The 21,622-nt window shown below is 34.9% G+C and carries 23 protein-coding genes; 12 read left to right on the forward strand and 11 right to left on the reverse strand.

Annotation, left to right across the window (positions count from 1 at the left end; translation table 11 throughout):
- The first annotated feature begins 25 nt into the window (after positions 1-25).
- Entirely contained in the window at positions 26-532 is a 507-nt protein-coding gene (locus EV197_RS13180) for a SixA phosphatase family protein (RefSeq protein ID WP_130287260.1), read from the forward strand.
- Here EV197_RS13180 and EV197_RS13185 read toward each other — a convergent pair.
- Positions 529-1,293 (reverse strand): DUF6503 family protein, encoded by a 765-nt coding sequence (locus tag EV197_RS13185; protein ID WP_130287261.1) that lies wholly within the window; start codon positions 1,291-1,293, stop codon positions 529-531. The genes EV197_RS13180 and EV197_RS13185 overlap by 4 nt on opposite strands.
- Before the next feature lie 119 nt (positions 1,294-1,412).
- Between EV197_RS13185 and EV197_RS13190 the strand changes: the two genes are divergently transcribed.
- Positions 1,413-1,769: a DUF3887 domain-containing protein gene (locus EV197_RS13190; protein WP_130287262.1), complete on the forward strand. Its 357-nt coding sequence runs from the start codon at positions 1,413-1,415 to the stop codon at positions 1,767-1,769.
- A gap of 183 nt (positions 1,770-1,952) precedes the next feature.
- On the forward strand, positions 1,953-2,414 hold the full coding sequence (smpB, locus tag EV197_RS13195; protein WP_130287263.1) for an SsrA-binding protein SmpB: 462 nt from the start codon (positions 1,953-1,955) through the stop codon (positions 2,412-2,414).
- 7 nt (positions 2,415-2,421) lie between these two features.
- Here the strand turns inward: smpB and EV197_RS13200 are convergent, their stop codons facing one another.
- The gene (locus tag EV197_RS13200; RefSeq protein ID WP_130287264.1) at positions 2,422-3,063 is read right to left on the reverse strand and encodes a protein-L-isoaspartate(D-aspartate) O-methyltransferase; all 642 of its coding nucleotides are present in this window, start codon (positions 3,061-3,063) and stop codon (positions 2,422-2,424) included.
- 152 nt (positions 3,064-3,215) lie between these two features.
- Here EV197_RS13200 and EV197_RS13205 point away from each other — a divergent pair, with 152 nt between their 5' ends.
- The 9 genes from EV197_RS13205 to miaA all read left to right on the forward strand — a co-directional run bounded on the left by EV197_RS13205 (position 3,216) and on the right by miaA (position 11,872).
- Entirely contained in the window at positions 3,216-4,175 is a 960-nt protein-coding gene (locus EV197_RS13205; RefSeq protein ID WP_130287265.1) for a Gfo/Idh/MocA family protein, read from the forward strand.
- 39 nt (positions 4,176-4,214) lie between these two features.
- Positions 4,215-4,586, forward strand: a complete 372-nt coding sequence (locus EV197_RS13210) for a four helix bundle protein (protein WP_130287266.1) — start codon at positions 4,215-4,217, stop codon at positions 4,584-4,586.
- A gap of 48 nt (positions 4,587-4,634) precedes the next feature.
- A complete protein-coding gene (locus EV197_RS13215) occupies positions 4,635-5,522 on the forward strand; it encodes a 3-hydroxyacyl-CoA dehydrogenase family protein (RefSeq protein ID WP_130287267.1) in 888 nt (295 codons plus the stop codon).
- Between the two features lie 75 nt (positions 5,523-5,597).
- The gene (locus EV197_RS13220) at positions 5,598-6,725 is read left to right on the forward strand and encodes a TlpA disulfide reductase family protein (RefSeq protein ID WP_130287268.1); all 1,128 of its coding nucleotides are present in this window, start codon (positions 5,598-5,600) and stop codon (positions 6,723-6,725) included.
- Between the two features lie 15 nt (positions 6,726-6,740).
- A complete protein-coding gene (locus EV197_RS13225; protein WP_130287269.1) occupies positions 6,741-7,979 on the forward strand; it encodes a DUF1015 domain-containing protein in 1,239 nt (412 codons plus the stop codon).
- A 76-nt stretch (positions 7,980-8,055) separates the two neighbouring features.
- Positions 8,056-8,718 (forward strand): YggS family pyridoxal phosphate-dependent enzyme, encoded by a 663-nt coding sequence (locus tag EV197_RS13230; protein ID WP_130287270.1) that lies wholly within the window; start codon positions 8,056-8,058, stop codon positions 8,716-8,718.
- 21 nt (positions 8,719-8,739) lie between these two features.
- Positions 8,740-10,107 carry an exonuclease domain-containing protein gene (locus EV197_RS13235; protein WP_130287326.1) on the forward strand — a complete coding sequence of 456 codons (1,368 nt, stop codon included), beginning with the start codon at positions 8,740-8,742 and terminating at the stop codon, positions 10,105-10,107.
- Between the two features lie 33 nt (positions 10,108-10,140).
- A complete protein-coding gene (locus EV197_RS13240; RefSeq protein WP_130287271.1) occupies positions 10,141-10,974 on the forward strand; it encodes an ion transporter in 834 nt (277 codons plus the stop codon).
- Entirely contained in the window at positions 10,967-11,872 is a 906-nt protein-coding gene (gene miaA, locus EV197_RS13245) for a tRNA (adenosine(37)-N6)-dimethylallyltransferase MiaA (RefSeq protein ID WP_130287272.1), read from the forward strand. Before EV197_RS13240 ends, miaA begins: the two co-directional genes overlap by 8 nt.
- A 51-nt stretch (positions 11,873-11,923) precedes the next feature.
- Here miaA and EV197_RS13250 read toward each other — a convergent pair whose 3' ends face one another.
- The 9 genes from EV197_RS13250 to coaBC form a co-directional block, all read right to left on the reverse strand.
- Entirely contained in the window at positions 11,924-12,637 is a 714-nt protein-coding gene (locus EV197_RS13250) for a response regulator transcription factor (protein WP_130287273.1), read from the reverse strand.
- A 4-nt stretch (positions 12,638-12,641) separates the two neighbouring features.
- Entirely contained in the window at positions 12,642-14,195 is a 1,554-nt protein-coding gene (locus tag EV197_RS13255) for a sensor histidine kinase (RefSeq protein ID WP_130287274.1), read from the reverse strand.
- 78 nt (positions 14,196-14,273) lie between these two features.
- Positions 14,274-14,864, reverse strand: a complete 591-nt coding sequence (gene coaE / locus EV197_RS13260; protein ID WP_130287275.1) for a dephospho-CoA kinase — start codon at positions 14,862-14,864, stop codon at positions 14,274-14,276.
- A gap of 6 nt (positions 14,865-14,870) precedes the next feature.
- Positions 14,871-15,827, reverse strand: coding sequence for a CdaR family protein (locus EV197_RS13265; protein WP_130287276.1), 957 nt, complete (start codon positions 15,825-15,827; stop codon positions 14,871-14,873).
- 10 nt (positions 15,828-15,837) lie between these two features.
- Positions 15,838-16,836, reverse strand: a complete 999-nt coding sequence (locus EV197_RS13270) for a glycosyltransferase family 2 protein (protein ID WP_130287277.1) — start codon at positions 16,834-16,836, stop codon at positions 15,838-15,840.
- Positions 16,837-16,915: 79 nt separating this feature from the next.
- The gene (locus EV197_RS13275; protein ID WP_130287278.1) at positions 16,916-17,734 is read right to left on the reverse strand and encodes an enoyl-ACP reductase FabI; all 819 of its coding nucleotides are present in this window, start codon (positions 17,732-17,734) and stop codon (positions 16,916-16,918) included.
- Between the two features lie 71 nt (positions 17,735-17,805).
- Entirely contained in the window at positions 17,806-19,461 is a 1,656-nt protein-coding gene (gene recN, locus EV197_RS13280; RefSeq protein ID WP_130287279.1) for a DNA repair protein RecN, read from the reverse strand.
- Positions 19,462-19,531: 70 nt separating this feature from the next.
- Positions 19,532-20,419, reverse strand: a complete 888-nt coding sequence (porD, locus tag EV197_RS13285; protein ID WP_130287280.1) for a type IX secretion system protein PorD — start codon at positions 20,417-20,419, stop codon at positions 19,532-19,534.
- Positions 20,412-21,620 (reverse strand): bifunctional phosphopantothenoylcysteine decarboxylase/phosphopantothenate--cysteine ligase CoaBC, encoded by a 1,209-nt coding sequence (coaBC, locus tag EV197_RS13290; RefSeq protein WP_130287281.1) that lies wholly within the window; start codon positions 21,618-21,620, stop codon positions 20,412-20,414. Before coaBC ends, porD begins: the two co-directional genes overlap by 8 nt.
- Positions 21,621-21,622: the final 2 nt, after the last annotated feature.

The raw sequence follows: 21,622 nt of genomic DNA on the forward strand, positions 1-21,622 counted from the left end.
GTATTTTTATTAAAAATAAAATACCATGAAGCATTTCATTTTTCTACTTAGCTTATTATTTCTAGCCTGCAATACTACTGTTAATAACCAAAAAGAAGAAGAGCAAACGGTATATCTCTTAATCAGACATGCTGAAAAAGATCTTTCTAATCCTGCCGAGCGAGACCCAGCTCTAACCGATCAAGGTAAAGAAAGAGCAAAAGAATGGGCTAAGATTTTTAAGGAATATGATATTGACTTTGTTTACAGTACGGACTATATAAGAACCAGAGAAACGGCTAAACCTACTGCCGAAAACGAAAACCTCGAAGTAATTTTATACAACCCTAAGACCATCTACGATGAGTCATTTAAAGAGAAAACTAAAGGAAAAACTATCTTACTGGTAGGTCATAGTAACTCTACACCTTCATTAGTTAACACAATTATTGGTAAAGAAAAGTATCCCTCAATTCACGAGTCTGTATACAATAATCTTTTTAAAATAAGCATTACCAATTCCGTTGTTAACGACACGCTGTTGAAATATTAGCAGCAGTCCAGGTTGAAATACACATAGATATTCTCCAAGTCTATGGTAGATACTTTTTTCAATTGTTTACGCTCAAATAACTTGCCCAAGTCTTTTAACGGCGTACTCAACTCGTCTACTTTAAAGTTATGGTAGTCTACAAAACGAATACCATTAATTACTCTCGGGTTATAGGCTTCTCTAAACCGAATACCTCCTCCATTTACAGCATATTTATAGGCTAAGTAATCTATTGTATACTTTTCTTTATGAATCCAGTACACAAATTCATCTTCATAATCAGTTCCCCCACCTTCTTTTTTAAAAGTTACTTGTATTTTATGATAGGGTTCATCTTTTATTAAGTCCTCCCCGATTTTTTTCTTTATCACTGCTGCAGCATTAAGTCCATAAGGTAAGTACGCAAAGTAATGCACAGAATTAACGCCATCACTCATCTTGGTTAATAAAGAATCTGGGGTGTTAACCGGACAATTGTTTATCGTCCTTTGAAATCCTCTGTTATTGAGTACATCTCGTATGGTCTTATTTTCTTTATACGTAATACGCTCTAACGAAAAAACACCTTTAGTGTTTCTTCGGCTTACATATTCCTTATCTCTAAAAGTAAAGCGAATCGTAGCTTGATCAAACAACTCTCCTCCTGCGACTTCAATTGCCTTATTTACAATTTGTTCAGCGGTTTCTTGACTTTGAATTTTACAAAAACTCAGCAACAAGATAATAGTAAAATAACAGTGGCTTTTTAGTATAGTCTTCATAAGGCTAAAGTAGAATTAAATTCGTAGAGAAAAAAAGACAAATAGTTGAATTTTTAGCATTTGATGTTTTCAATTTTTAGAAAAGATTAATACTTTGCGATACCTAAATCTATTAAACCATGAAATATAAAATACTACTTTTATTTTTTCTCTGCTCTTTTGCAGTAGTCGCACAAGAGGGCGAAACTTACAAAAAGACAACCAAAGCTTTTCAAGAAAACTTTAACGCTCAAAATGTAGATGCTATTTTTGAGATGTATTCTGCAGATATGCAAAACGCTATGACCAAAGAAGGCGTAGAACGTTTTGTAAAAGGCTGTTACGAACAGTTTGGTAATTTAAAAACCATAATGTTCAAAGAAACAACAGAGGGTGTTCATAGATACAATGCAGAATTTGATAATGTAACATTGATTATGGAACTGATGCTTACCGACGATGGAAAGATAGGTGAAATTCAGTTTCAGGAGTTATGAAGGTCAATTTCTATATAAAATTTAATCACAAAGCTTTCTTTACGGAAAGCTTTGTATTTTTGTAGGCAATACCATAGTATTGACTAAGCGCTATCAAATTGCAATACCATAAATAAATGTGAAAGCATTGGTATTTTTTAAATTGTTAATGTATACTGAGCAATAAGAATAATCATACAACTCGTGAGTAAGAATAAAATCAACATATTAAATCGAAAAGCAAAATTTCAATACGAATTTTTGGATAAATATACTGCCGGGATCAAATTGGTAGGTACAGAGATTAAAGCCATACGCGAAGGAAAAGCCAGTATTGCAGAAAGTTTTTGTGAGTTCAATGATCAGGGAGAACTATTTGTCATTAATATGCATATCCAGGAATACTCACACGCTACCTATTTCAATCACGACCCGAAAAGTGAGCGTAAGCTTCTTTTGAATAAAAAAGAACTTAAAAAACTTGAAAAAGAAGTAAAAAATACTGGACTGACCATTATCCCTACTCGTTTATTTATCAATGATCGAGGTTTTGCTAAATTAAATATTGCGCTAGCAAAAGGTAAGAAGCTATACGATAAACGCGAAACCATCAAAAACAGAGACAACAAAAGAGCTTTAGATCGTATTAAAAAGAGTTATAATTAAATAACACTTAATTCTTATCTTCTAATAAAGGCACAAATCTGAACTCTCCAAATTCGTGTTTTTCGAACTCTTTTTCGCTTTTACGAATAAACAGCGTCATTATTTGTTGATCCGTTCCTACAGGAATTACTAATCTACCTCCTACTTTTAATTGACTCAGTAATGGATTGGGCACATAAGGCGCACCTGCAGTTACAATAATACCATCATATGGAGCGTATTCCTCTAGCCCCTTATATCCATCTCCAAAACTTAAATATTTAGGGCGATAGCCCAATTTACTCAGAAATGCTTTAGTTTTTTTATACAATTCGCGCTGTCGCTCTATACTATATACCTTAACCCCTAATTCACATAATACAGCCGTTTGATACCCGGATCCAGTTCCAATCTCCAAAACTTTGTAATTTTTTTCGACTTCTAACAATTCAGTCTGAAAAGCTACAGTGTACGGTTGAGAGATGGTTTGATCTGCAGCGATCGGAAACGCCTTGTCTTGATAGGCATGATCCTCAAAACTTGAGTCCATAAAAAGATGTCTGGGAATGGTATTGATAGCAGATAAAACCGCTTTATCTTTTATTCCTTTTTGTATCAGTACATCTACCAATTGTTTCCGTTTTCCTGCGTGTCTAAGGGTATCTTTCACTTCAATAGGTTCGTTGTTTAGAGGTACAAAATTAAGGAAAGTATTTTGAGAATATTTACTAAACTACCAGGTAAAGGTAAATTTTAGTATTTCACACCAATTTAGGATTCTAAATTTATAAATAATACTATTTTTGTGTAAAACTTTGAATTATGCTCAAAGCCGGAGTGCTAGGTGCCGGTCACCTTGGAAAAATCCATTTAAGACTTCTTGAACAATCTGAAAAATATGAACTGGTTGGTTTTTATGACGCTAGTGAGGAGCAAGCCAATGCGATAGTTAAAGAATTTGGTTACAAGCTTTTCAATTCTGCCGAAGCGTTAATCGAATCGGTAGATATGGTTGATATTGTCACTCCAACGTTTGCACATTTTGAAACCGCTAAACAAGCTATCAAAGCGGGTAAACACGTCTTTATCGAAAAACCAATTACCAATACGGTTGATGAAGCCGAGGAACTTATCAAATTAGCCGCTGAATATAAGGTTAAAGGGCAAGTGGGGCATGTAGAACGTTTTAATCCCGCTTACACTGCCGTTGTCGATAAAATTGAAAACCCGATGTTTATTGAGGCACATCGATTGGCAGAGTTCAACCCAAGAGGAACAGATGTTCCTGTAGTGCTTGATTTGATGATTCACGATATTGATGCAATCCTTAATGTAGTACACTCCGATGTTAAACAAATAAGCGCTAGTGGGGTATCTGTGATTAGCGAAACACCTGATATCGCTAATGCCCGTATTGAATTCGAAAATGGTTGCGTTGCTAACTTAACCGCTAGTAGAATTTCCTTAAAAAATATGCGCAAGGCACGATTTTTTCAGCGAGACGCTTATATTTCTGTTGATTTTTACGAAAAGAAATGCGAAGTTGTAAAAATGAAAGACGCACCCGAAGAACCAGATGATTTCGCTATGATATTACAAAATGCAGAAGGCATAAAAAAGCAAATTTACTTTGACAATCCTGATATTGCGGCGAATAATGCCATCCTCGATGAGCTAAATACATTTGCGGAAGCTATACAACATAATACAGATCCTATAGTAACGCTTACACATGGTAAAAAGGCGTTAGAAGTGGCATTGCAGGTCATAAATTGTTTTTAGCTTTTAGCTGTTAGTCAATAGAACTTATAAGTTCTTGAAATGAAAGAAATAAAATTTAATTTTGAAGATCTTATCGTATATCAAAGAGCACTTGATTATGTAGATTTTGTTTATAAGATATGTGATTCATTTCCTTCTAGCGAAAAGTATATTCTAGCAAATCAATATTTACGGGCTGCTAATTCTATACCTCTGAATATAGCAGAAGGTGCTGGAGCATCAGATGCCCAATTTAATAGGTATTTACAAATTGCACTTAACTCTGCCAAAGAGTGTGTGGTCTGTTCTACATTAGCAATGAGAAGAGATTATATTAGTAGTAATATGGATCAAAACGCTAGACAGCAATTGGAAGAAATTTGTAAAATGATAACCGGACTTCAAAAAAGTTTAAAAAAAACAAATCATTAATTCAAATAGTAAAAACTAAAAACTATTCACTAAAATCTATATACTTAAATGAAAAACATAGCAGTAATTGGTGCAGGGACTATGGGTAATGGAATTGCTCATACCTTTGCACAAAAAGGGTTTAAAGTTCAATTAATTGACATATCACAACAAGCGCTGGATAAAGGGTTAGCTACTATTGGCAAAAACCTGGATAGAATGGTGGCTAAAGAGAAAATTACTGAAGCAGATAAAAACAGTACTTTAGAAAATATTACTACAGCTACTTCACTTAAAGAAGGTGTGGAATATGCAGAGTTGGTTGTGGAAGCAGCTACTGAAAATATCGACTTAAAACTGAAAATCTTTGAGGACCTTAGTGAGCTGTGTTCCGAAGAAACTATTTTGGCAACCAATACATCTTCCATCTCTATTACTCAAATTGCGGCAGTAACTGTACGCCCAGAAAGAGTGATCGGTATGCACTTTATGAACCCTGTTCCTATTATGAAGCTGGTTGAAATTATTAGAGGTTACAACACTTCAGATGAGGTGACAAAAACGATCATGGATATATCTAAACAATTAGGCAAAATACCTACCGAAGTAAACGATTATCCTGGATTTGTAGCTAATAGAATTTTAATGCCTATGATCAATGAATCTATAGAAACCTTGTATAATGGGGTGGCAGGTGTTCAGGAAATTGATACCGTTATGAAGCTGGGGATGGCACATCCTATGGGACCATTACAATTAGCTGATTTTATAGGTTTGGACGTGTGTCTTTCGATACTCAATGTAATGTACGACGGCTTTAAAAATCCAAAATACGCGCCTTGTCCATTATTAGTAAATATGGTTATGGCCGGTAAATTAGGGGTAAAAAGCGGTGAAGGATTCTACGATTATTCAGAAAGTAGAAAAGCTGAAAACGTAGCAAAGCAATTTCAATAAAATACTACTAATTCTAGATGGGGTTTTGATATTTTGTATCTTACAAAATTCAAAATCCCATTTTTATTTATAATTATGAAAAAGAATCTTTTATTAACTCTACCTATTGTACTCCTATGTACCATACTATCGTGTAAGAAAGAAGGAAAACGAAATCAAAACACAATAACAGAAAATACTGATCAATATGTCATTAACGCCGAAATAGAAGGCTTAAAGGATGGAACTAAAATTTATCTAAACCGAAATAATGAGTTGATAGACTCCACAAAGGTTAAAAATGAAAGCTTTCAATTTAAAGGAACGATTAATGAACCTGACTTAGTTTATTTACATGTTAAACAAACACAAGACTTCTACACCTCATTTTGGTTAGAGAACGAAGAAATATCAATTACAGGCAAAAAAAGTGACTTTAAAGATCTGAAAATCAATGGTGGCCCTATACAAAAAAGCGCTAACCAGTTGGACATTCTTAATGCTCCGCTTATCAAAACACTAGATGAAATACAAAACGCATTTAACAATCCTGATATAGAAGTAGAAAAACTAGACTCTTTAGGAAGGTTACAAATGCCTACTTATTCAAAGCTTAGAGAGAATTCCAAAAACTTTATAAAGAAACATCCTAATTCCTTCTTAAGTGTTTACCTTTTAAATATGAATAAAATGGAGTGGGAAAAGGATTCAGTTAACTTATGGTTTGCAAACCTCAATAAGAACATAAAAGAATCTTCTTACGGCCAAATCATAGATAACTATCTATCCTTACCAGACAAACCACAAATAGGAGAAGCCTATGTAGATTTTGAGCTTCCTAACACGAATGGAGACCAGAAAAAGATCTCAGATTTAAAATCAAAATACACACTAGTTGAATTCTGGGCTTCTTGGTGTGCTCCTTGCCGACAAGAAAATCCTAACTTAATAGAAGCTTATAAAAACTATAAAAATAAAGGTTTCGAGATTGTGGGAGTTTCATTAGATAAAAGAAAAGAAGACTGGTTAAAAGCAATAGAGCAAGACAAATTACCCTGGACTCAGTTATCTGATTTTAAGGAGTTTGAATCTTACCCTGCACTGGTTTATAGTATCAATTATATTCCCTATAACTTCTTAATTGATGAAAATGGAATTATAGTAGGACAGAACCTTAGAGGAGAACGATTAGATAAAAAACTCACTGAACTACTAGGTAGCTAAAAATCAATAGACCTCATGGCTAAAATCATTCCTTTTAAAGCAGTTCGACCTACACGGGACAAGGTGAGTCTGGTGGCCTCTCGCCCTTATCAGAGTTATACCCCGGCAGAGCGAGAATCGCGCTTGGACCATAATCCCTATTCATTTTTGCATATCGTTAATCCAGGATATAAATACCAAAAGGAAATTACCGGAACGGAACGCTATAAATTAGTTCGCAATCGATATTTGGAGTTTAAAGAAGATGAAATTTTTATTCAGGATCAAAAACCCACCTACTACGTTTATAAAATTATAAATAGAGAGGAAGAAGAGTTTTTAGGCATAATTGCCGCAGCCAGTGCTGAAGATTATGAAAATAACTGTATCAAAAAACACGAAGACACGCTTAAAGACAGAGAAGAAACCTTTAAGGAATACCTTAAAACGGTAGGGTTCAATGCGGAGCCAGTACTCCTTACCTACCCAGACAATCCAGTAATTAAAGAAATATTACTACAAGTCTCTAAGGAACGTGCAGAATATGAATTTACTACTACCTATAGAGACACCCATTACCTTTGGAAAATTGATGATCAAGAATTAATCCAAACCCTACAAAAAGAATTTGAAGCGATGGATTGTATATATATAGCCGACGGTCATCATCGCTCGTCATCATCTTGCTTGTTAGCTAAAGACCTAAAAGCCGAATCATCGAATCATACGGGCAAAGAGGCGTATAATTTTTTTATGAGTTATCTAATACCAGAGTCAGACTTAAAGATTTACGAATTCAATAGACTGATTAAAGATCTAAACGGCCTTGGTAAAGAAGAGTTTTTAATCCAGTTGGACGAATGGTACCGAATAGAAAATCGAGGACAAGAATATTACAAGCCTTCAAAACCTCATCACTTTAGTATGTACCTAGATGGGGAGTTTTATTCGCTCTATCTGCGCAAAACAAAATATAATTTTGAAAACGCATTGGATGAGCTCGACGCCCAATTGTTATATGAAACCGTATTGGAACCTATTTTGGGTATAAAAGATTTAAGAACGGATACCAGAATTGCCTATTCCGATGGCAAAAAAGATATTGCTTATGTAAAAAGCGAAGTGGATAGTGGAGCTTTTACTGTAGGTTTTGGTCTTTTTCCTGCCTCAACTTCTCAATTGAAAAAAATTGCAGATCAAAATTTAGTCATGCCGCCAAAGAGTACTTTTATCGCTCCAAAATTACGAAGCGGAGTAACGATTTATGAGTTTTGAATGTCATCCATATGACTAACCATTTGATACACTAATCTTCTTCTTAAAGAAAAGAAATTAAATATCTTTGCTAATTATGAGTAAACTAGTTTCAAATCTTCAACAAATTAAGGATTCACTTCCTCAGCATGTTACTTTAGTGGCAGTTTCAAAAACGAAACCCGCATCCGATATCAAGGAAGGATATGAGGCCGGGCATAGAGATTTTGGCGAAAACAAAATCCAGGAAATGACGGCCAAATGGGAAGAGTTGCCCAAAGATATCAAATGGCATATGATTGGTCACGTACAAACAAATAAAGTAAAATATATGGCCCCTTACGTTCATTTGATCCATGCCGTGGATAAAATGAAACTTTTAAAAGAAGTCAATAAGCAGGCTAAAAAAAATGATAGAGTAATCGATTGTCTCATTCAGGTTAAAATTGCACAAGAAGACAGTAAGTTTGGCTTATCACCAGAAGATGCAGAAAAACTAATTCTCAATCCTGAATTAGCTAAATACCCTAATGTAAGAATCAAAGGTCTGATGGGAATGGCTACATTTACAGACAATGAAGAACAACTTCAAAAAGAATTTAATACCATCGAAAAACTTTTTAAGAAGTTACAAGAAGAGGTTTCTGGATTTGACACCTTATCCATAGGGATGAGTGGAGACTACAAAATAGCTATGAAACACGGCAGTACCATGGTCCGGATTGGTAGCTCTATTTTTGGAGAAAGAGACTATCATTAATAGTTGAGATACGGAGGATTGATGTACGCTGTTGTTGACATAGAAACTACTGGAGGTAAATACAATGAAGAAGGTATTACGGAGATTGCTATCTACAGGTTTGATGGCCATCAGGTAGTCGATAAATTTGTGAGTCTTATCAATCCTGAGCGGCCTATACAGCCTTTTGTAGCTAACCTTACCGGGATCAAGAGTGAAATGCTTAGAAACGCTCCCAAATTTTACGAGGTTGCGAAACGCATTGTTGAAATCACGAAAGATTGTGTCATCGTAGCACACAATGCAAGCTTCGATTATCGAATATTACGGACAGAATTTGCAAGACTAGGGTATGAATACGAAAGACGTTCTTTGTGTACGGTTGAACTTTCTAAAAAATTAATACCAGATCAAAATTCTTATAGTTTAGGCAAACTGGTAAGAGGTCTCGGTATTCCGTTGTCTGATCGACACCGTGCTGATGGCGATGCCCAAGCTACCGTAAAGCTGTTTAAGCTACTACTAGTGAAAGATGGAGATAAACAAATCATCAGTGATACAGTACGCCTGGATCCTAAACGGCAATTAGATAATAAACTACTGATGATTATCGAAAATGCTCCTGCTACCACTGGGGTATATTATATGTATAATGAAGATGGAGATATCATTTATATAGGTAAAAGTAGAAATATTAAAAAACGATTAAATCAGCATTTTACCAACGATAACAAAAAATCAAAAAAAATTCAGCAAGAAGTAGTAGAGGTGACCTACGATATTACTGGTAGTGAATTGGTCGCTTTGCTTAAAGAAAGTGAAGAAATAAAAAAAATAAACCCGATCTATAATAAAGCGCTAAAGAGAAACAGTTTTACGCAAGCCCTATATCAGTTTAAAGATAAAAATGGTTATCTCAATCTTACGATAAATAAAATAGACAAACGGAAAGAGGCTGTCACCGTATTTACTAATCGACAACAAGCAAAAGCCAACCTCCTAAAATGGATAGAAGAGTACCGGTTATGCCAAAAGCTGACTAACCTCGATAAGAGTAATGGAAATTGTTTTTATTACACCATAAAGGAATGTAATGGTGCTTGTATTTTAGAGGAAGATCATACAGCATATAACACTAGAGTTGAAGAACTCGTAGATAACCATTCCTTTAGAGCCAAAAGTTTGTTGATTTTGGATAAGGGCCGCACCATTGATGAGCAGAGTGTAATTGTAATCGAGCAAGGCAAGTTTAAAGGTATTGCTTATATTAATTTAAATTATCAATTGCACAACAAGGAAGTATTACAAAATATACTTACAAAAATGGATAGTACCAAAGATGCGATCAATATCATACAAGCCTACATTCGAAAAAACAAAAAAGTTAAAATTCATAACCTAGAACATTAATTTTTTCCTATTTCTTATCTTAAAAATTAAAAATTGGATACTTCAAATACAAAAAACTGGAAAAACAAACTTCACGAAGTAATTTATGAGGCGGATACGCCGCTAGGAAAGCTATTTGATATTGTACTATTAATACTTATAGGGCTAAGCATCATTTTAGTAATGGTAGAAAGCGTCAAAGGCTTTAGTGATCGGTTTTATGACTACTTATATTATGGGGAATGGGTGATCACCATATTTTTTACGCTGGAGTACATAGCAAGAATCATAAGTATCAAACGTCCTGCAAGATATATTTTTAGCTTTTATGGGATTATAGATTTACTTTCTACCTTACCGCTTTACTTATCCTTCTTTTTTACAGGCTCTCACGCTTTACTGACAGTAAGAGCCTTGAGATTACTCCGTGTTTTTCGGATTTTGAAAATATCAAGATACATTAGTGAAGCCAATAAGCTAGGAAAAGCCATTAAGGATAGTGGGGCTAAAATTTTAGTCTTTCTCTTTGCTGTGCTTGTAGTTTGTATTATTATGGGAACTGTGATGTATTTGGTCGAAGGAGAAGAGAGTGGGTTTAAAAGCATACCTGTTAGTGTCTATTGGTGCATTGTTACCTTAACCACAGTTGGATTTGGAGATATTGCCCCAGTAACACCTTTAGGTCAGTTTTTAGCGGCACTAATTATGATTATGGGATATGGTATTATAGCTGTACCGACAGGTATTGTAACCGCAGAGTACGCTGCTGGGGGTAAAAAACCAGTTGTACCTTTAAATACACAAGTATGTTCCAATTGCAATGCTCAAAGACACAGAGATGGTGCCAAACACTGTTATAACTGTGGAGAAACCTTACATTATGACTAAGAAGCATCTAATTGTTATAGTAGGGCCTACTGCGATTGGTAAGACAGCCTTAAGTATTGCATTAGCTAAGGCTTTTAATTGCGAAATTGTATCCGCTGATAGTCGTCAATTTTTTGCCGAAATGAATATTGGTACAGCAGTACCTACTGAAGAAGAACTAGCTGAAGCCAAACACCATTTTATTCAACATCTTTCGATAACAGATACCTATAGCGTTGGTGATTTTGAAAGAGATGGAGTGGCACTAATTGAATCCCTTTTTACAACTAATGACTATGTAATTATTGTTGGTGGCTCTGGGTTATATGTAGATGCAATAACCAAAGGGCTTGACCACTTTCCTGATGTAGACCCATCCATTAGAGAACACTTACAATCCTTATTAGAACAAGAAGGGATCAGTGCATTGCAATCCAAACTTAAAGAATTGGATCCTGAACATTACCAAAAAGTAGATTTGAATAATACACATAGAGTCATACGGGCACTTGAAATCTGTATCGGCACTGGTAAGACCTACACATCATTTTTATCTAATCCTAAAAAAAAACGATCCTTCAACGTAACAAAAATAGGTTTATCCGCAGATCGACAGCTTATCTATGACCGAATCAATAAACGTGTGGATATGATGATGAAAGAAGGATTATTAGAGGAAGTTAAAACCCTTGAAAAATATCGCAACCTCAATGCACTCAATACCGTTGGGTATAAAGAACTGTTTAACTATTTGGATGGAGCGTGGGATTTAGATTTTGCTGTTTCCGAAATTAAAAAGAATACACGAAGATTCGCAAAACGTCAACTAACCTGGTTTAGAAAAGACGATAGCATAACTTGGTTTGATTATAAAACAGCCCCAAAAGAAATCGTGTCGTATATCAAAAAAAACTCATAACAGATGGGCTTCATCTTGTTATGAGTTTTTGTAATGTTACCGTAATTCTTATTAAGACTCTTCGCTTCTGACTACCAATCTAAAGCCTTCTCCGTGGATATTTAAAATCTCTACATTCTCATCCTTTTTGAGATATTTTCTCAATTTAGCGATATATACATCCATACTTCTTGAGGTAAAATAATTATCATCTCTCCATATCTTAGTAAGCGCCAGTTCTCTTGGCATTAGATCATTAAGATGTAACGCTAATAATCGAAGGAGTTCATTCTCTTTTGGAGATAACTTAATCGGTTCCTCTTCTTTATAGGTCAAAAATCGTAACTTGGAATTAAGGTGAAAGCCACCAATTTCAAACTCAAATTGTTTACTATCTGCAACTGATTCGGTATTCTTTCGCTGCATGATAGCTTGTATTTTCATCAACAGCACTTCGCTGTCAAAAGGTTTATTAAGATAATCGTCTGCACCTACTTTATAACCTTTAAGCACATCTTCTTTCATAGCCTTTGCGGTCAAGAAGATAATTGGTACATCTTCATTTTTATCGCGTATTTCTTTTGCCAGCGTAAATCCATCTTTATAAGGCATCATTACGTCAAGGATACACATATCAAAATCATCTTTTTTGAACTTTTCAAATCCTTCCATTCCATTTTTAGCATGAGTGACTTCATAATCATTCATAGCTAAGTAATCCTTAAGTACTGTCCCAAAGTTAGGATCATCTTCTACTAACAAAATCTTTTTGTTTTCTGTTTCCATATTTTTAAGATATTAACGGTAATTTAATTATAAATGTAGAACCTTTACCTCGATCGCTTTCTACCCAAATCTGTCCGTGGTGATCATCTACAATTCGCCTTACATAAGTAAGACCCAGTCCATGACCTTTTACATTATGCAAATCTCCGGTATGTTCTCTAAAAAATTTTTCAAATATTTTTTTCTGTGCTACTTTACTAATCCCAATACCCTGATCCCTAATCTTCATCACTATGCTATCCTTAATGTTTTCAGTGTATATATCTATTTTTGGAGGTGCTTCAGAATATTTAATCGCGTTATCTAAGATATTAACGATAACATTAACAAAGTGGTTATCATTAGCCAAAACCGTTGACTTTAGCGCTCCTAAATGCGATTTAATATATCCTCCACTATCTTCTACGATCAAGGAGACATGAGTTATAGCTTCTTCTATCAACTCATGTAACTCTTGTTTATCTTTCTTTATATTTAGTTCATTCTTTTCAAGCTGAGAAATACGAAGTACATTTTCTACTTGTGCATGCATTCGTTTATTCTCTTCTTTTATCATTCCTAAATAACGCTTGACTTTTTCTGGATCTTCAGCAATTTTTGGGTTTTTAATTGAATCTAATGCCAGATTTATAGTTGCAATTGGAGTTTTTAACTCGTGCGTCATATTATTTATAAAATCAGTTTTTATCTGCGAAATTTGTCGTTGCTGCATCAGTTGCGATAAGGCACTAGAATACGCTACCACAATAATTAATGTAAAGATTATAGAAAGTAATGCCATTCCCTTAATTGTAGAGAGCAAATACTTCTTTTTTCCTGTAAAATTTACATATAACTGATAGTTACTTACCCCTTCGTCATCTATAAACAATGGAATCGCATATGTTTTTGATGGGTCAATAGTAAAATCCTCAGATTTCACTTTTGTTGCTAAGGACTTGCTATACACCGCATATTCAAAATCAACATTGATATCACGTTCATTCAATTCTTTCCTTACCAATCGTTCGATCTCCCCAGGGCTAACCCTTCTATGAATCGGTTTAAAACTAGCTAAATCACTGATAACCGATTCAAAATCCTTTCTTTGGGAATTGGTAAGATCACGTAACCTTTCTAGTTTAGAAGTAGCATCATCTTTATCCGAAACCCCCTTTTTTTCCTCTTTAATCTCTGCCTCTCTATCAAGAATATTTTTTAAACGTATTGTATCCAAATTAAAAGCAGAAAACAACTTTTGATCTTCTTCTATAAATACATTAGCATATTCAAAATTTTTAGAAGATTTATTATAATTTATATCCAAAGATTCTTGTAATGTCTCATTATCCAGGCCATCAATACTATCAAGCATCCTTCTCAATGGATCATACATTTCCTCAAACTCACCATATTGAATTTGATTTGCAACTGCTATCAAGATTTGTTTCGCATGGAATGAAAACTGTTCTTCATTATTCTCTACCGTTTTATCTATCCAATATCCCTGTACGAAAATAATCCCAATCAACGAAAGGCTCATCAAGATTATCAGTAATACGAATAACCTTTTGTTCATAGCCCAAAAGTAAGACTTTAACATTTAGTGCCTTTAGGGTTTAACCAAATGTTAACAAAATGAATATTTTCAAAAAAATTAACGCTTAAAGAGGATTTTATTGTGGATTTTTTTTACAATTGGCAAAGTTTTTTCCAAATCCCTATTACTAATCACTATGTCGGCTAAAACAACCTTTTCTGAATCACTCCATTGGTTTTCAATTCTATCCAAAACAGATTGACGAGTAACACCATCGCGCTTCATTACACGTGTAATTCGCGATTCTTCTGGTGCAGTAACTAAAATCGTAAAATCGAAATTCTTGTATCCTCCATTTTCAAATAATATTGCCGCTTCTTTAATTACGTAAGGAGTTGATGTCTTTTGATTTTCTACCCAGACTTTAAAATCGTCTGCGACCGCAGGATGAACTATATTATTTAATTGTTGTAATAAAGCCTTATCGGTAAATACTTTTTGAGCTATATAAGCTCGATTTAAACCGTTAGCGTCATACGCCTTTTCTCCTAGTAATTCTTTAAGCTGTTTAATAAGGTTCGGCTGAGTATTCATTAATTTTTTGGCACGTTCATCTGCGATGTAAACTGGCACACCGAGTGACTCAAACATTTTTGCTACGGTTGATTTACCGCTGCCAATACCACCTGTTAATCCGACAACTCTCACTACGTTTTATTTAAGAATTACAAATTGCACCTGTTTTTCTCGTAAACGTAAATCGTGTACAAAATCAGGAGCATTTTCAATTTCTAAGATTAGATAGGGGCTATCTGGTGATACCTTATTATAATCAGCTACTACCCTAAAATCCTGAGAAGTAATAGATTCAAATTTATCCAATGCTACACGATAGATAACTGTTGCATTTTTAGGAAAAATTGTTACTGCACTATTATCTGGCACATTTACAAGGCTTATCGGTATTTCCCTACTCCCTTCAGTAAACTTGCTAACACGCAATTTGACAGACACCTTTTGAGGCTCAATACCAATATTTTTGGGCAAACTATCAATTGCTAAGTGCACTTCATCGTTCACATTCTCATTTATTTCACTTAGCTCAATCTTTTCTGTTGTTATCGCTTTGATACTATCGATAATTTTATCAGGACCTGTGACATAAACTGAATCCGGTATCAATTGTAACCCTTCATCACTTCCATATCCTGCCATAAATTTTATGGAGGCATTGGGTTGTACCACTACCTTTTTACCTTTTAAAAAGTCTAAATGTAGCATTAAAGTATCTTTACGAACCGATAAGATTCTGCCTTTAAAATCCAGTTGATCTCTTAAGAATCCATCTTCTTTATTTATCTTAAAAAAATAGATGTTGTCCTCTACCCTAACAGCGTCTTCAATATTAAGTTTCAGTTTTGGTTTAATCCACGATTGATTTACAAGTCTAAAACCATTACCATTTAGTTTCATTCGAAGGCTTAAATCACTATTTTCATTTACCAAGCGATCTTCTGGAATATTAACATAGCTTATTTCTGCCTCTATAACTTTTGTGTAATTTTTTGAAAACTGAATGAATAGCCACAAAAATGAAGTAAATACTAAAAAGAAAAGAAATGTCTTTACACTGTTTCTTTTAAAAGAAAACTTTCTTTTTAATGCTGACATAAATTACAATTTAAAAAAACAGTTTTGGAAACTGAGACTTAGGATCTCGTTTTAATAGTTGAATATAATAATTAGATTTTAAGAAACCCGTACCATAACCATAAAATTGAACAAGAACAGCTATTACTACCATATAACCAATACCTATGGAATTGTATTTTAAGGCTCCGCCCACCAAAAGTATTAGCAAATATATTCCATAAATAGGTAAAACATACCAAAACCCTAAACCAGCAAATACAAGAGCAAAGAGAAAAGAAATCAAGAATAACGATGGAAACCAGTAAGTAACTTTAGCGGTATGGGGGTGCCAGGCATTGAGAATGGGTCTAACCAAACCAAACTTATGCACCTGTTGATAAAACTTTTGCCAAGAAATTCTTCGCTTATGAAATACTTTTGCACCCGGCAGAAACGCCGTATCATACCCTAGCTTCCACAATCGAATTGCCAGATCAGGATCTTCCCCAGGGTGAATATCACCAAAGCCTCCGGATGCATAAAATGCCTCTTTTGAAAGTCCCATATTAAAACTCCTAGGTTGAAACTTACCTAAAGTATTTTTTTTGCCACGTATCCCACCCGTAGTAAGGTAAGAGGTCATACTATAGCTAATTGCTTTTTGCAAATCAGTGAAAGAGGCATGCGCATCATCAGGCCCACCAAAGCAATGTACAAAAGCCTGCTCAAGAAATTTTTCTACTTCAACCAAATAATTCTTTGGCAACAAAACATCACTATCCAGAATTAAAAAGTAATTCCCTTTAGCCTTAGTCATTCCGTAGTTCCGCGAATCCCCTGGGCCTGTATTTTCTTTATAATAATAACTGATATTCAGTTGGCCCCGATAGCGTTCAACAACTGATCTAGAATCTGCTGTAGAGCCATCTTCTATAATTACTATTTCGTATTCTTTTTGATAGTTCATCGCCAACATACTATCCAAAAGTTCCTCTACTTCTTGTGGCCGATTAAAAACAGGAATAATAAAAGAAAAATGTAATTTCATCAAACACTTAATATCATAAAAAAAATCCTACCGTTACCAACGACAGGATTTAAAATTGTCCTTTATAAGTGACACTTTATTATTCATCTTCAGTGAACTTATCCATCACTAGATCGCTTACTCCTACATTAGAGAAACCGCCATCGTGATATAAGTTTTGTAGTGTAACTTTTTTTGTTAAGTCAGAAAACAATGTCACCGTATAATCTGCACATTCATCTGCACTAGCATTTCCTAATGGAGACATTTTATCTGCGTACTCTATAAATCCATCAAACCCTTTAACTCCTTTACCTGCTGTTGTTGGAGTTGGAGATTGTGAGATTGTATTAACTCTTACTTTCTTATCTCTTCCAAAGAAATACCCAAAACTACGGGCTATAGATTCAAGATAGGCCTTATTATCTGCCATATCATTGTAATCAGGAAAAACACGCTGTGCAGCCATATAGGTAAGTGCAACGATACTACCCCAAGAATTCATGGCATCCTTTTTATATAAAGTTTGCATCGTCTTGTGGAAAGAAAGTGCCGAAACATCCCAACCCTTTTGACTCCAGTCATAATTCAAATCAGTGTAATGTCTTCCTTTTCGAACGTTTACCGACATCCCAATAGAATGCAATACAAAGTCTAATTTACCTCCTAAAATTTCCTGAGCTTTATCCACTAAATTTTCAAGATCTTCAAGAGATGTAGCATCTGCTGGTATCACTTGAGAGTTTGTTTTTTCGGCAAGTGTATTAATTGCTCCCATGCGCATAGCAACTGGTGCATTGGTAAGTACAAAACTTCCGCCTTCTTCAAATACACGCTCGGCGGTTTTCCAAGCTATTGAATTTTCATCAAGAGCTCCAAAAATAATTCCTTTTTTACCTTTTAATAAATTGTGTGACATTCGTTGTATCTTAAAGTATGTTATACAGCAGGTAAAGATAAAAAAACTTTTAACCTCACCTACTTTTTATATTAAATATGCAAAAGTGATCTGGCGTGCACTAAAGCAGAATCCGAAACATTTTTACCATCAATCATTTCTGCAATTTCGCGTATGCGCTCTTCGTTATTTAAAAGCCGTAATCTGGTGGTAGTTTGATTATCAACATCCTCTTTATACACCTTAAAATGGCTTTCGCCATTGGCTGCAATCTGTGGTAGGTGTGTAATACTTACTACCTGTAAGTTTTTACTCATCCGTTTCATTAAATCTGCCATTTTCTGGGCTATTTCTCCAGAAACACCTGTATCAATTTCATCAAAAATCAAAGTTGGCAATTTGGCATAATCACTAAGGATCGCTTTAATACCTAACATAATTCTAGACAACTCACCTCCTGAAGCTACCTTTTTCAAAGGACCATAGGCAGTACCTTTATTGGCAGAAAATAAAAACTCCAGTTCATCCTTTCCATTGGATAAGTACTGTTCTTTTAAATATAAATCGGCTTTGAAAGTAGCATTGACCATCCCTAAAGAACCTAAAATTTCTTCCAACTCCTTAGTTAGTTTAGGCAAAGCTGTTTTCCTTTTTTCGTGAATTTTTAATGACAGGGCATCCAGTTGAGATTTAATTTCATTAACCTCATTTACTAGTTGTTCAATATCCTCAGAAACGGATTCCGTTTTAGCGACTTTGTCTTGGAGTTCCTCCCTAATTGGTATAAGCTCTGCTATTGTTGCTGCACTATGCTTAGCCAATAGGTTATTCAATAAATTTAAGCGGTCTTCTGTTTTTTGTAGTAATTCTGGATCTGCTTCTACATTTTCTAATTCATTTTGCAAAGAGGTAGAAATATCATCTAACTCAATATAAACACTATGCATCCTTTCTGACAATGCACTAATGGTAGAAGAAAAACCACTTATTTTCGCTAAATTCAACTTTGATATATTAAGCTGTTCCAAGGCTCCTAATTGTTCTGCGGTAATAACAGCCAACGCTTCAGATAATTTTTCCTGAATCTCTTCCACATTATTTAATTGTTCAAAGGTCTCTTCTAGTTCTTCTAATTCACCTTCTTTGAGTTTAGCTTCTTGAAGCTCTTGCAGTAAATGAAAATTATAATCGTATTCTTTCTTGAACTGTTCTTTATTATGCTGTAAAGTCGCTAACTCTTTTTCTTTGCGCTTTAAAAGAGACAATCCTCTTTTGTAGGATTGTATTTCGCGTTCTGTAGCAGATAATGCATCCAAGACTTCAAATTGAAATTCAGTAGAAGCCACTTGTAAAGTTTGGTGTTGACTATGAATATCAATCAATTTATCGCCCAGGGCAGAAAGCGACTGCAGGGTTACCGGTGTATCATTAATAAAAGCTCTTGACTTACCAGACGGTAATATTTCCCTTCTAATAATGGTTTGTGATTCATAATCTAAATCTTCATCTTCAAAAAAACTTTGTAGTTCATAGTACTGGACATCAAAACTACCCTCAATTATACATTTTTTTGAACTGTCTTTTACGCTACTAGGGTCCGCTCTTTTCCCTAACAATAAACCTAACGCTCCTAACAGTAAAGATTTACCCGCTCCTGTTTCTCCTGTTATGGTAATCAAGCCTGTATCGAAACTAACCTTCAGGTTATCGATAAGTGCAAAATTCTGTATGGATAGTCCTTTTAGCAATAGATAAAAATTAAATTTTGTTTTTGATGCGTAAAGATACTATTCTTCCCTTCAGATTTCAAAAAGAGTATTAAAACTTAATAGCTTTCCAATTTTCTGAATAGGTAGGAGCTATGGTGTTGAGTGTCTGAACAGCGGCAGCAAGATTTACCGGAGGTCCACCAGAAAGAATACTAGCCACCTCATCAGCTTTCGCATCAAAAAATACCCGCATAATATAAGAGTTAGGCCGGGTGTTGTGCATAGTTTTTAAAACCGCTAAGGTTTCTACTATTGTTTCTTTCCCTTGTTTCACATTATTATGCATTACATCGAGACCTTCTCGATGATACTGATACAATGCTGTACGGTAGCCATCAAAAGTTCCTGACAAGATATCATCGTTTAATCTAAATCGAGATTGAGTACCATCTTGAGCGCTCCATCCTACAGCTCCACTACTCTGTGCATTCCCTATAATGTTTCTGGCTTCTTGATAGTATTTGGTTCCTCCGTTAAGCTCAAACGTATCTGAATCTACACCTAAAATGGTATACACATAAAAAGCAAGTACAGAAATCAGATTAGATTCAAAATTATTTGGGTTGTAATTCAACGGCTGAAACTCCAAATAGTTAAAATTAAATTGTTTGTCGTTAACATTGAAAGTTGTTGTAGTATAACTTGATCCAAAAACCGGTCTTGATGCCTGAACTTGAATATTGGCCGTAAAAGAATCATTATTCAATCCTAAAACATTAATAAAAAAGCTACAATCAATACGTTCTTCAGTTCTATAATCTACGTCGGTCCATTTCGTATTATTGATAAACTCCGTTAGCGAGCGCTCTAAAGTCTTAAAGACCTGAAGATTTGGGTTACCGGTTTGCTCAGCACTAACAACTACTTTTGCATTAAACTCTTGACCTTGAATGGCTAAAAAAGAAAAACTGAATATTAATATTAAGCTCCTAATCATGTTTTATCAAGTTAATAGCATCAAAAATATCTTGTGCCACTTCGGTTTTGGACTTTAATTCAAACGATTTTATCTCTAATTTATGATTGATTAAAGATACTTTATTTGTTTTACTCTTAAAACCAGCTCCCGGGTCATTAAGGGAATTAAGTACAATAAGGTCTAAATTCTTTTTGATTAGTTTTTGTTTGGCATTCTCTTCTTCGTTTTGCGTTTCTAAGGCAAAACCTACCAACACCTGATCCTTCTTTTGCTCACCCATCCATTTTAGGATATCGGTAGTGCGCTCAAGTTCAATGGTAAAATCAGCTTCGGATTTCTTCAATTTTTGAGTGGCTATAGTTTTGGGTCTGTAGTCAGCAACCGCAGCTGAGGCAATACCAATATTACAGGTAGGAAAAAGCTCTTCTACTTTTTGAAACATATCTTTAGCGCTAAATACTCGATGTACCGTAATTAGGCTATGTGATACTTGCAATGAAGTAGGGCCTAGTATTAAATTAACTTTTGCTCCTAACGCTGCAGCACACTTAGCCAATTCGATCCCCATAAGACCTGTAGAATGATTACCGATAAACCGCACTGGATCAATAGCTTCATAGGTTGGACCAGCTGTTATGAGTACTTCTTTTCCTTTTAACGGAAGCTTACCCAATATATCCTGCTCTATAAAGGCGACTATATGCTCTGGTTCTGCCAATCTTCCTTGTCCTTCCAAACCACTTGCTAACTCCCCGGATTCTGCCGGGATCATAATATTTCCAAAACCTTGTAATGTAGTAAACGTATGGGAAGAACTTGGATGTTTATACATATCCAAATCCATTGCTGGCGCAAAGTATACCGGGCACTTTGCAGAGAGGTAAGTTGCCAATAATAAATTGTCACTCTCTCCTGAAGCCATTTTGGACAAGGTATTCGCCGTTGCCGGTGCGATTATGAAAAGATCCGCCCATAGTCCTAGCTCCACGTGATTATTCCATAAGCCCTGATCTTCTTCTTTTGTAAAAGAGGAAACTACAGGGTTTTTGGATAAGGTAGAAAGTGTAAGAGGCGTAACAAATTCCTTTGCCGCCTCTGTCATTATTACTTTAACTTCTGCTCCTGCTTTAACAAAAAGCCTGATAAGATAGGCTGATTTATATGCAGCAATACCAGCGGTTACACCTAACAAGATTTTTTTACCGCTTAGAACTGACATAT

The organism is Aquimarina brevivitae (genome assembly GCF_004216895.1).
Taxonomy (GTDB): domain Bacteria; phylum Bacteroidota; class Bacteroidia; order Flavobacteriales; family Flavobacteriaceae; genus Aquimarina; species Aquimarina brevivitae.

Excerpts from the sequence above, each read along its gene's own strand:
- EV197_RS13250 (WP_130287273.1), bottom strand. The coding sequence starts at position 12,637 with ATGGAAACAGAAAACAAAAAGATTTTGTTAGTAGAAGATGATCCTAAC.
- porD (WP_130287280.1), bottom strand. The coding sequence starts at position 20,419 with ATGATTAGGAGCTTAATATTAATATTCAGTTTTTCTTTTTTAGCCATT.
- EV197_RS13215 (WP_130287267.1), top strand. The coding sequence starts at position 4,635 with ATGAAAAACATAGCAGTAATTGGTGCAGGGACTATGGGTAATGGAATT.
- EV197_RS13235 (WP_130287326.1), top strand. The coding sequence starts at position 8,740 with ATGTACGCTGTTGTTGACATAGAAACTACTGGAGGTAAATACAATGAA.
- EV197_RS13230 (WP_130287270.1), top strand. The coding sequence starts at position 8,056 with ATGAGTAAACTAGTTTCAAATCTTCAACAAATTAAGGATTCACTTCCT.
- EV197_RS13180 (WP_130287260.1), top strand. The coding sequence starts at position 26 with ATGAAGCATTTCATTTTTCTACTTAGCTTATTATTTCTAGCCTGCAAT.
- EV197_RS13270 (WP_130287277.1), bottom strand. The coding sequence starts at position 16,836 with ATGAAATTACATTTTTCTTTTATTATTCCTGTTTTTAATCGGCCACAA.
- EV197_RS13205 (WP_130287265.1), top strand. The coding sequence starts at position 3,216 with ATGCTCAAAGCCGGAGTGCTAGGTGCCGGTCACCTTGGAAAAATCCAT.
- EV197_RS13190 (WP_130287262.1), top strand. The coding sequence starts at position 1,413 with ATGAAATATAAAATACTACTTTTATTTTTTCTCTGCTCTTTTGCAGTA.
- EV197_RS13275 (WP_130287278.1), bottom strand. The coding sequence starts at position 17,734 with ATGTCACACAATTTATTAAAAGGTAAAAAAGGAATTATTTTTGGAGCT.
- EV197_RS13210 (WP_130287266.1), top strand. The coding sequence starts at position 4,215 with ATGAAAGAAATAAAATTTAATTTTGAAGATCTTATCGTATATCAAAGA.
- miaA (WP_130287272.1), top strand. The coding sequence starts at position 10,967 with ATGACTAAGAAGCATCTAATTGTTATAGTAGGGCCTACTGCGATTGGT.
- coaBC (WP_130287281.1), bottom strand. The coding sequence starts at position 21,620 with ATGTCAGTTCTAAGCGGTAAAAAAATCTTGTTAGGTGTAACCGCTGGT.
- EV197_RS13225 (WP_130287269.1), top strand. The coding sequence starts at position 6,741 with ATGGCTAAAATCATTCCTTTTAAAGCAGTTCGACCTACACGGGACAAG.
- EV197_RS13255 (WP_130287274.1), bottom strand. The coding sequence starts at position 14,195 with ATGAACAAAAGGTTATTCGTATTACTGATAATCTTGATGAGCCTTTCG.
- EV197_RS13220 (WP_130287268.1), top strand. The coding sequence starts at position 5,598 with ATGAAAAAGAATCTTTTATTAACTCTACCTATTGTACTCCTATGTACC.
- EV197_RS13265 (WP_130287276.1), bottom strand. The coding sequence starts at position 15,827 with ATGTCAGCATTAAAAAGAAAGTTTTCTTTTAAAAGAAACAGTGTAAAG.
- EV197_RS13185 (WP_130287261.1), bottom strand. The coding sequence starts at position 1,293 with ATGAAGACTATACTAAAAAGCCACTGTTATTTTACTATTATCTTGTTG.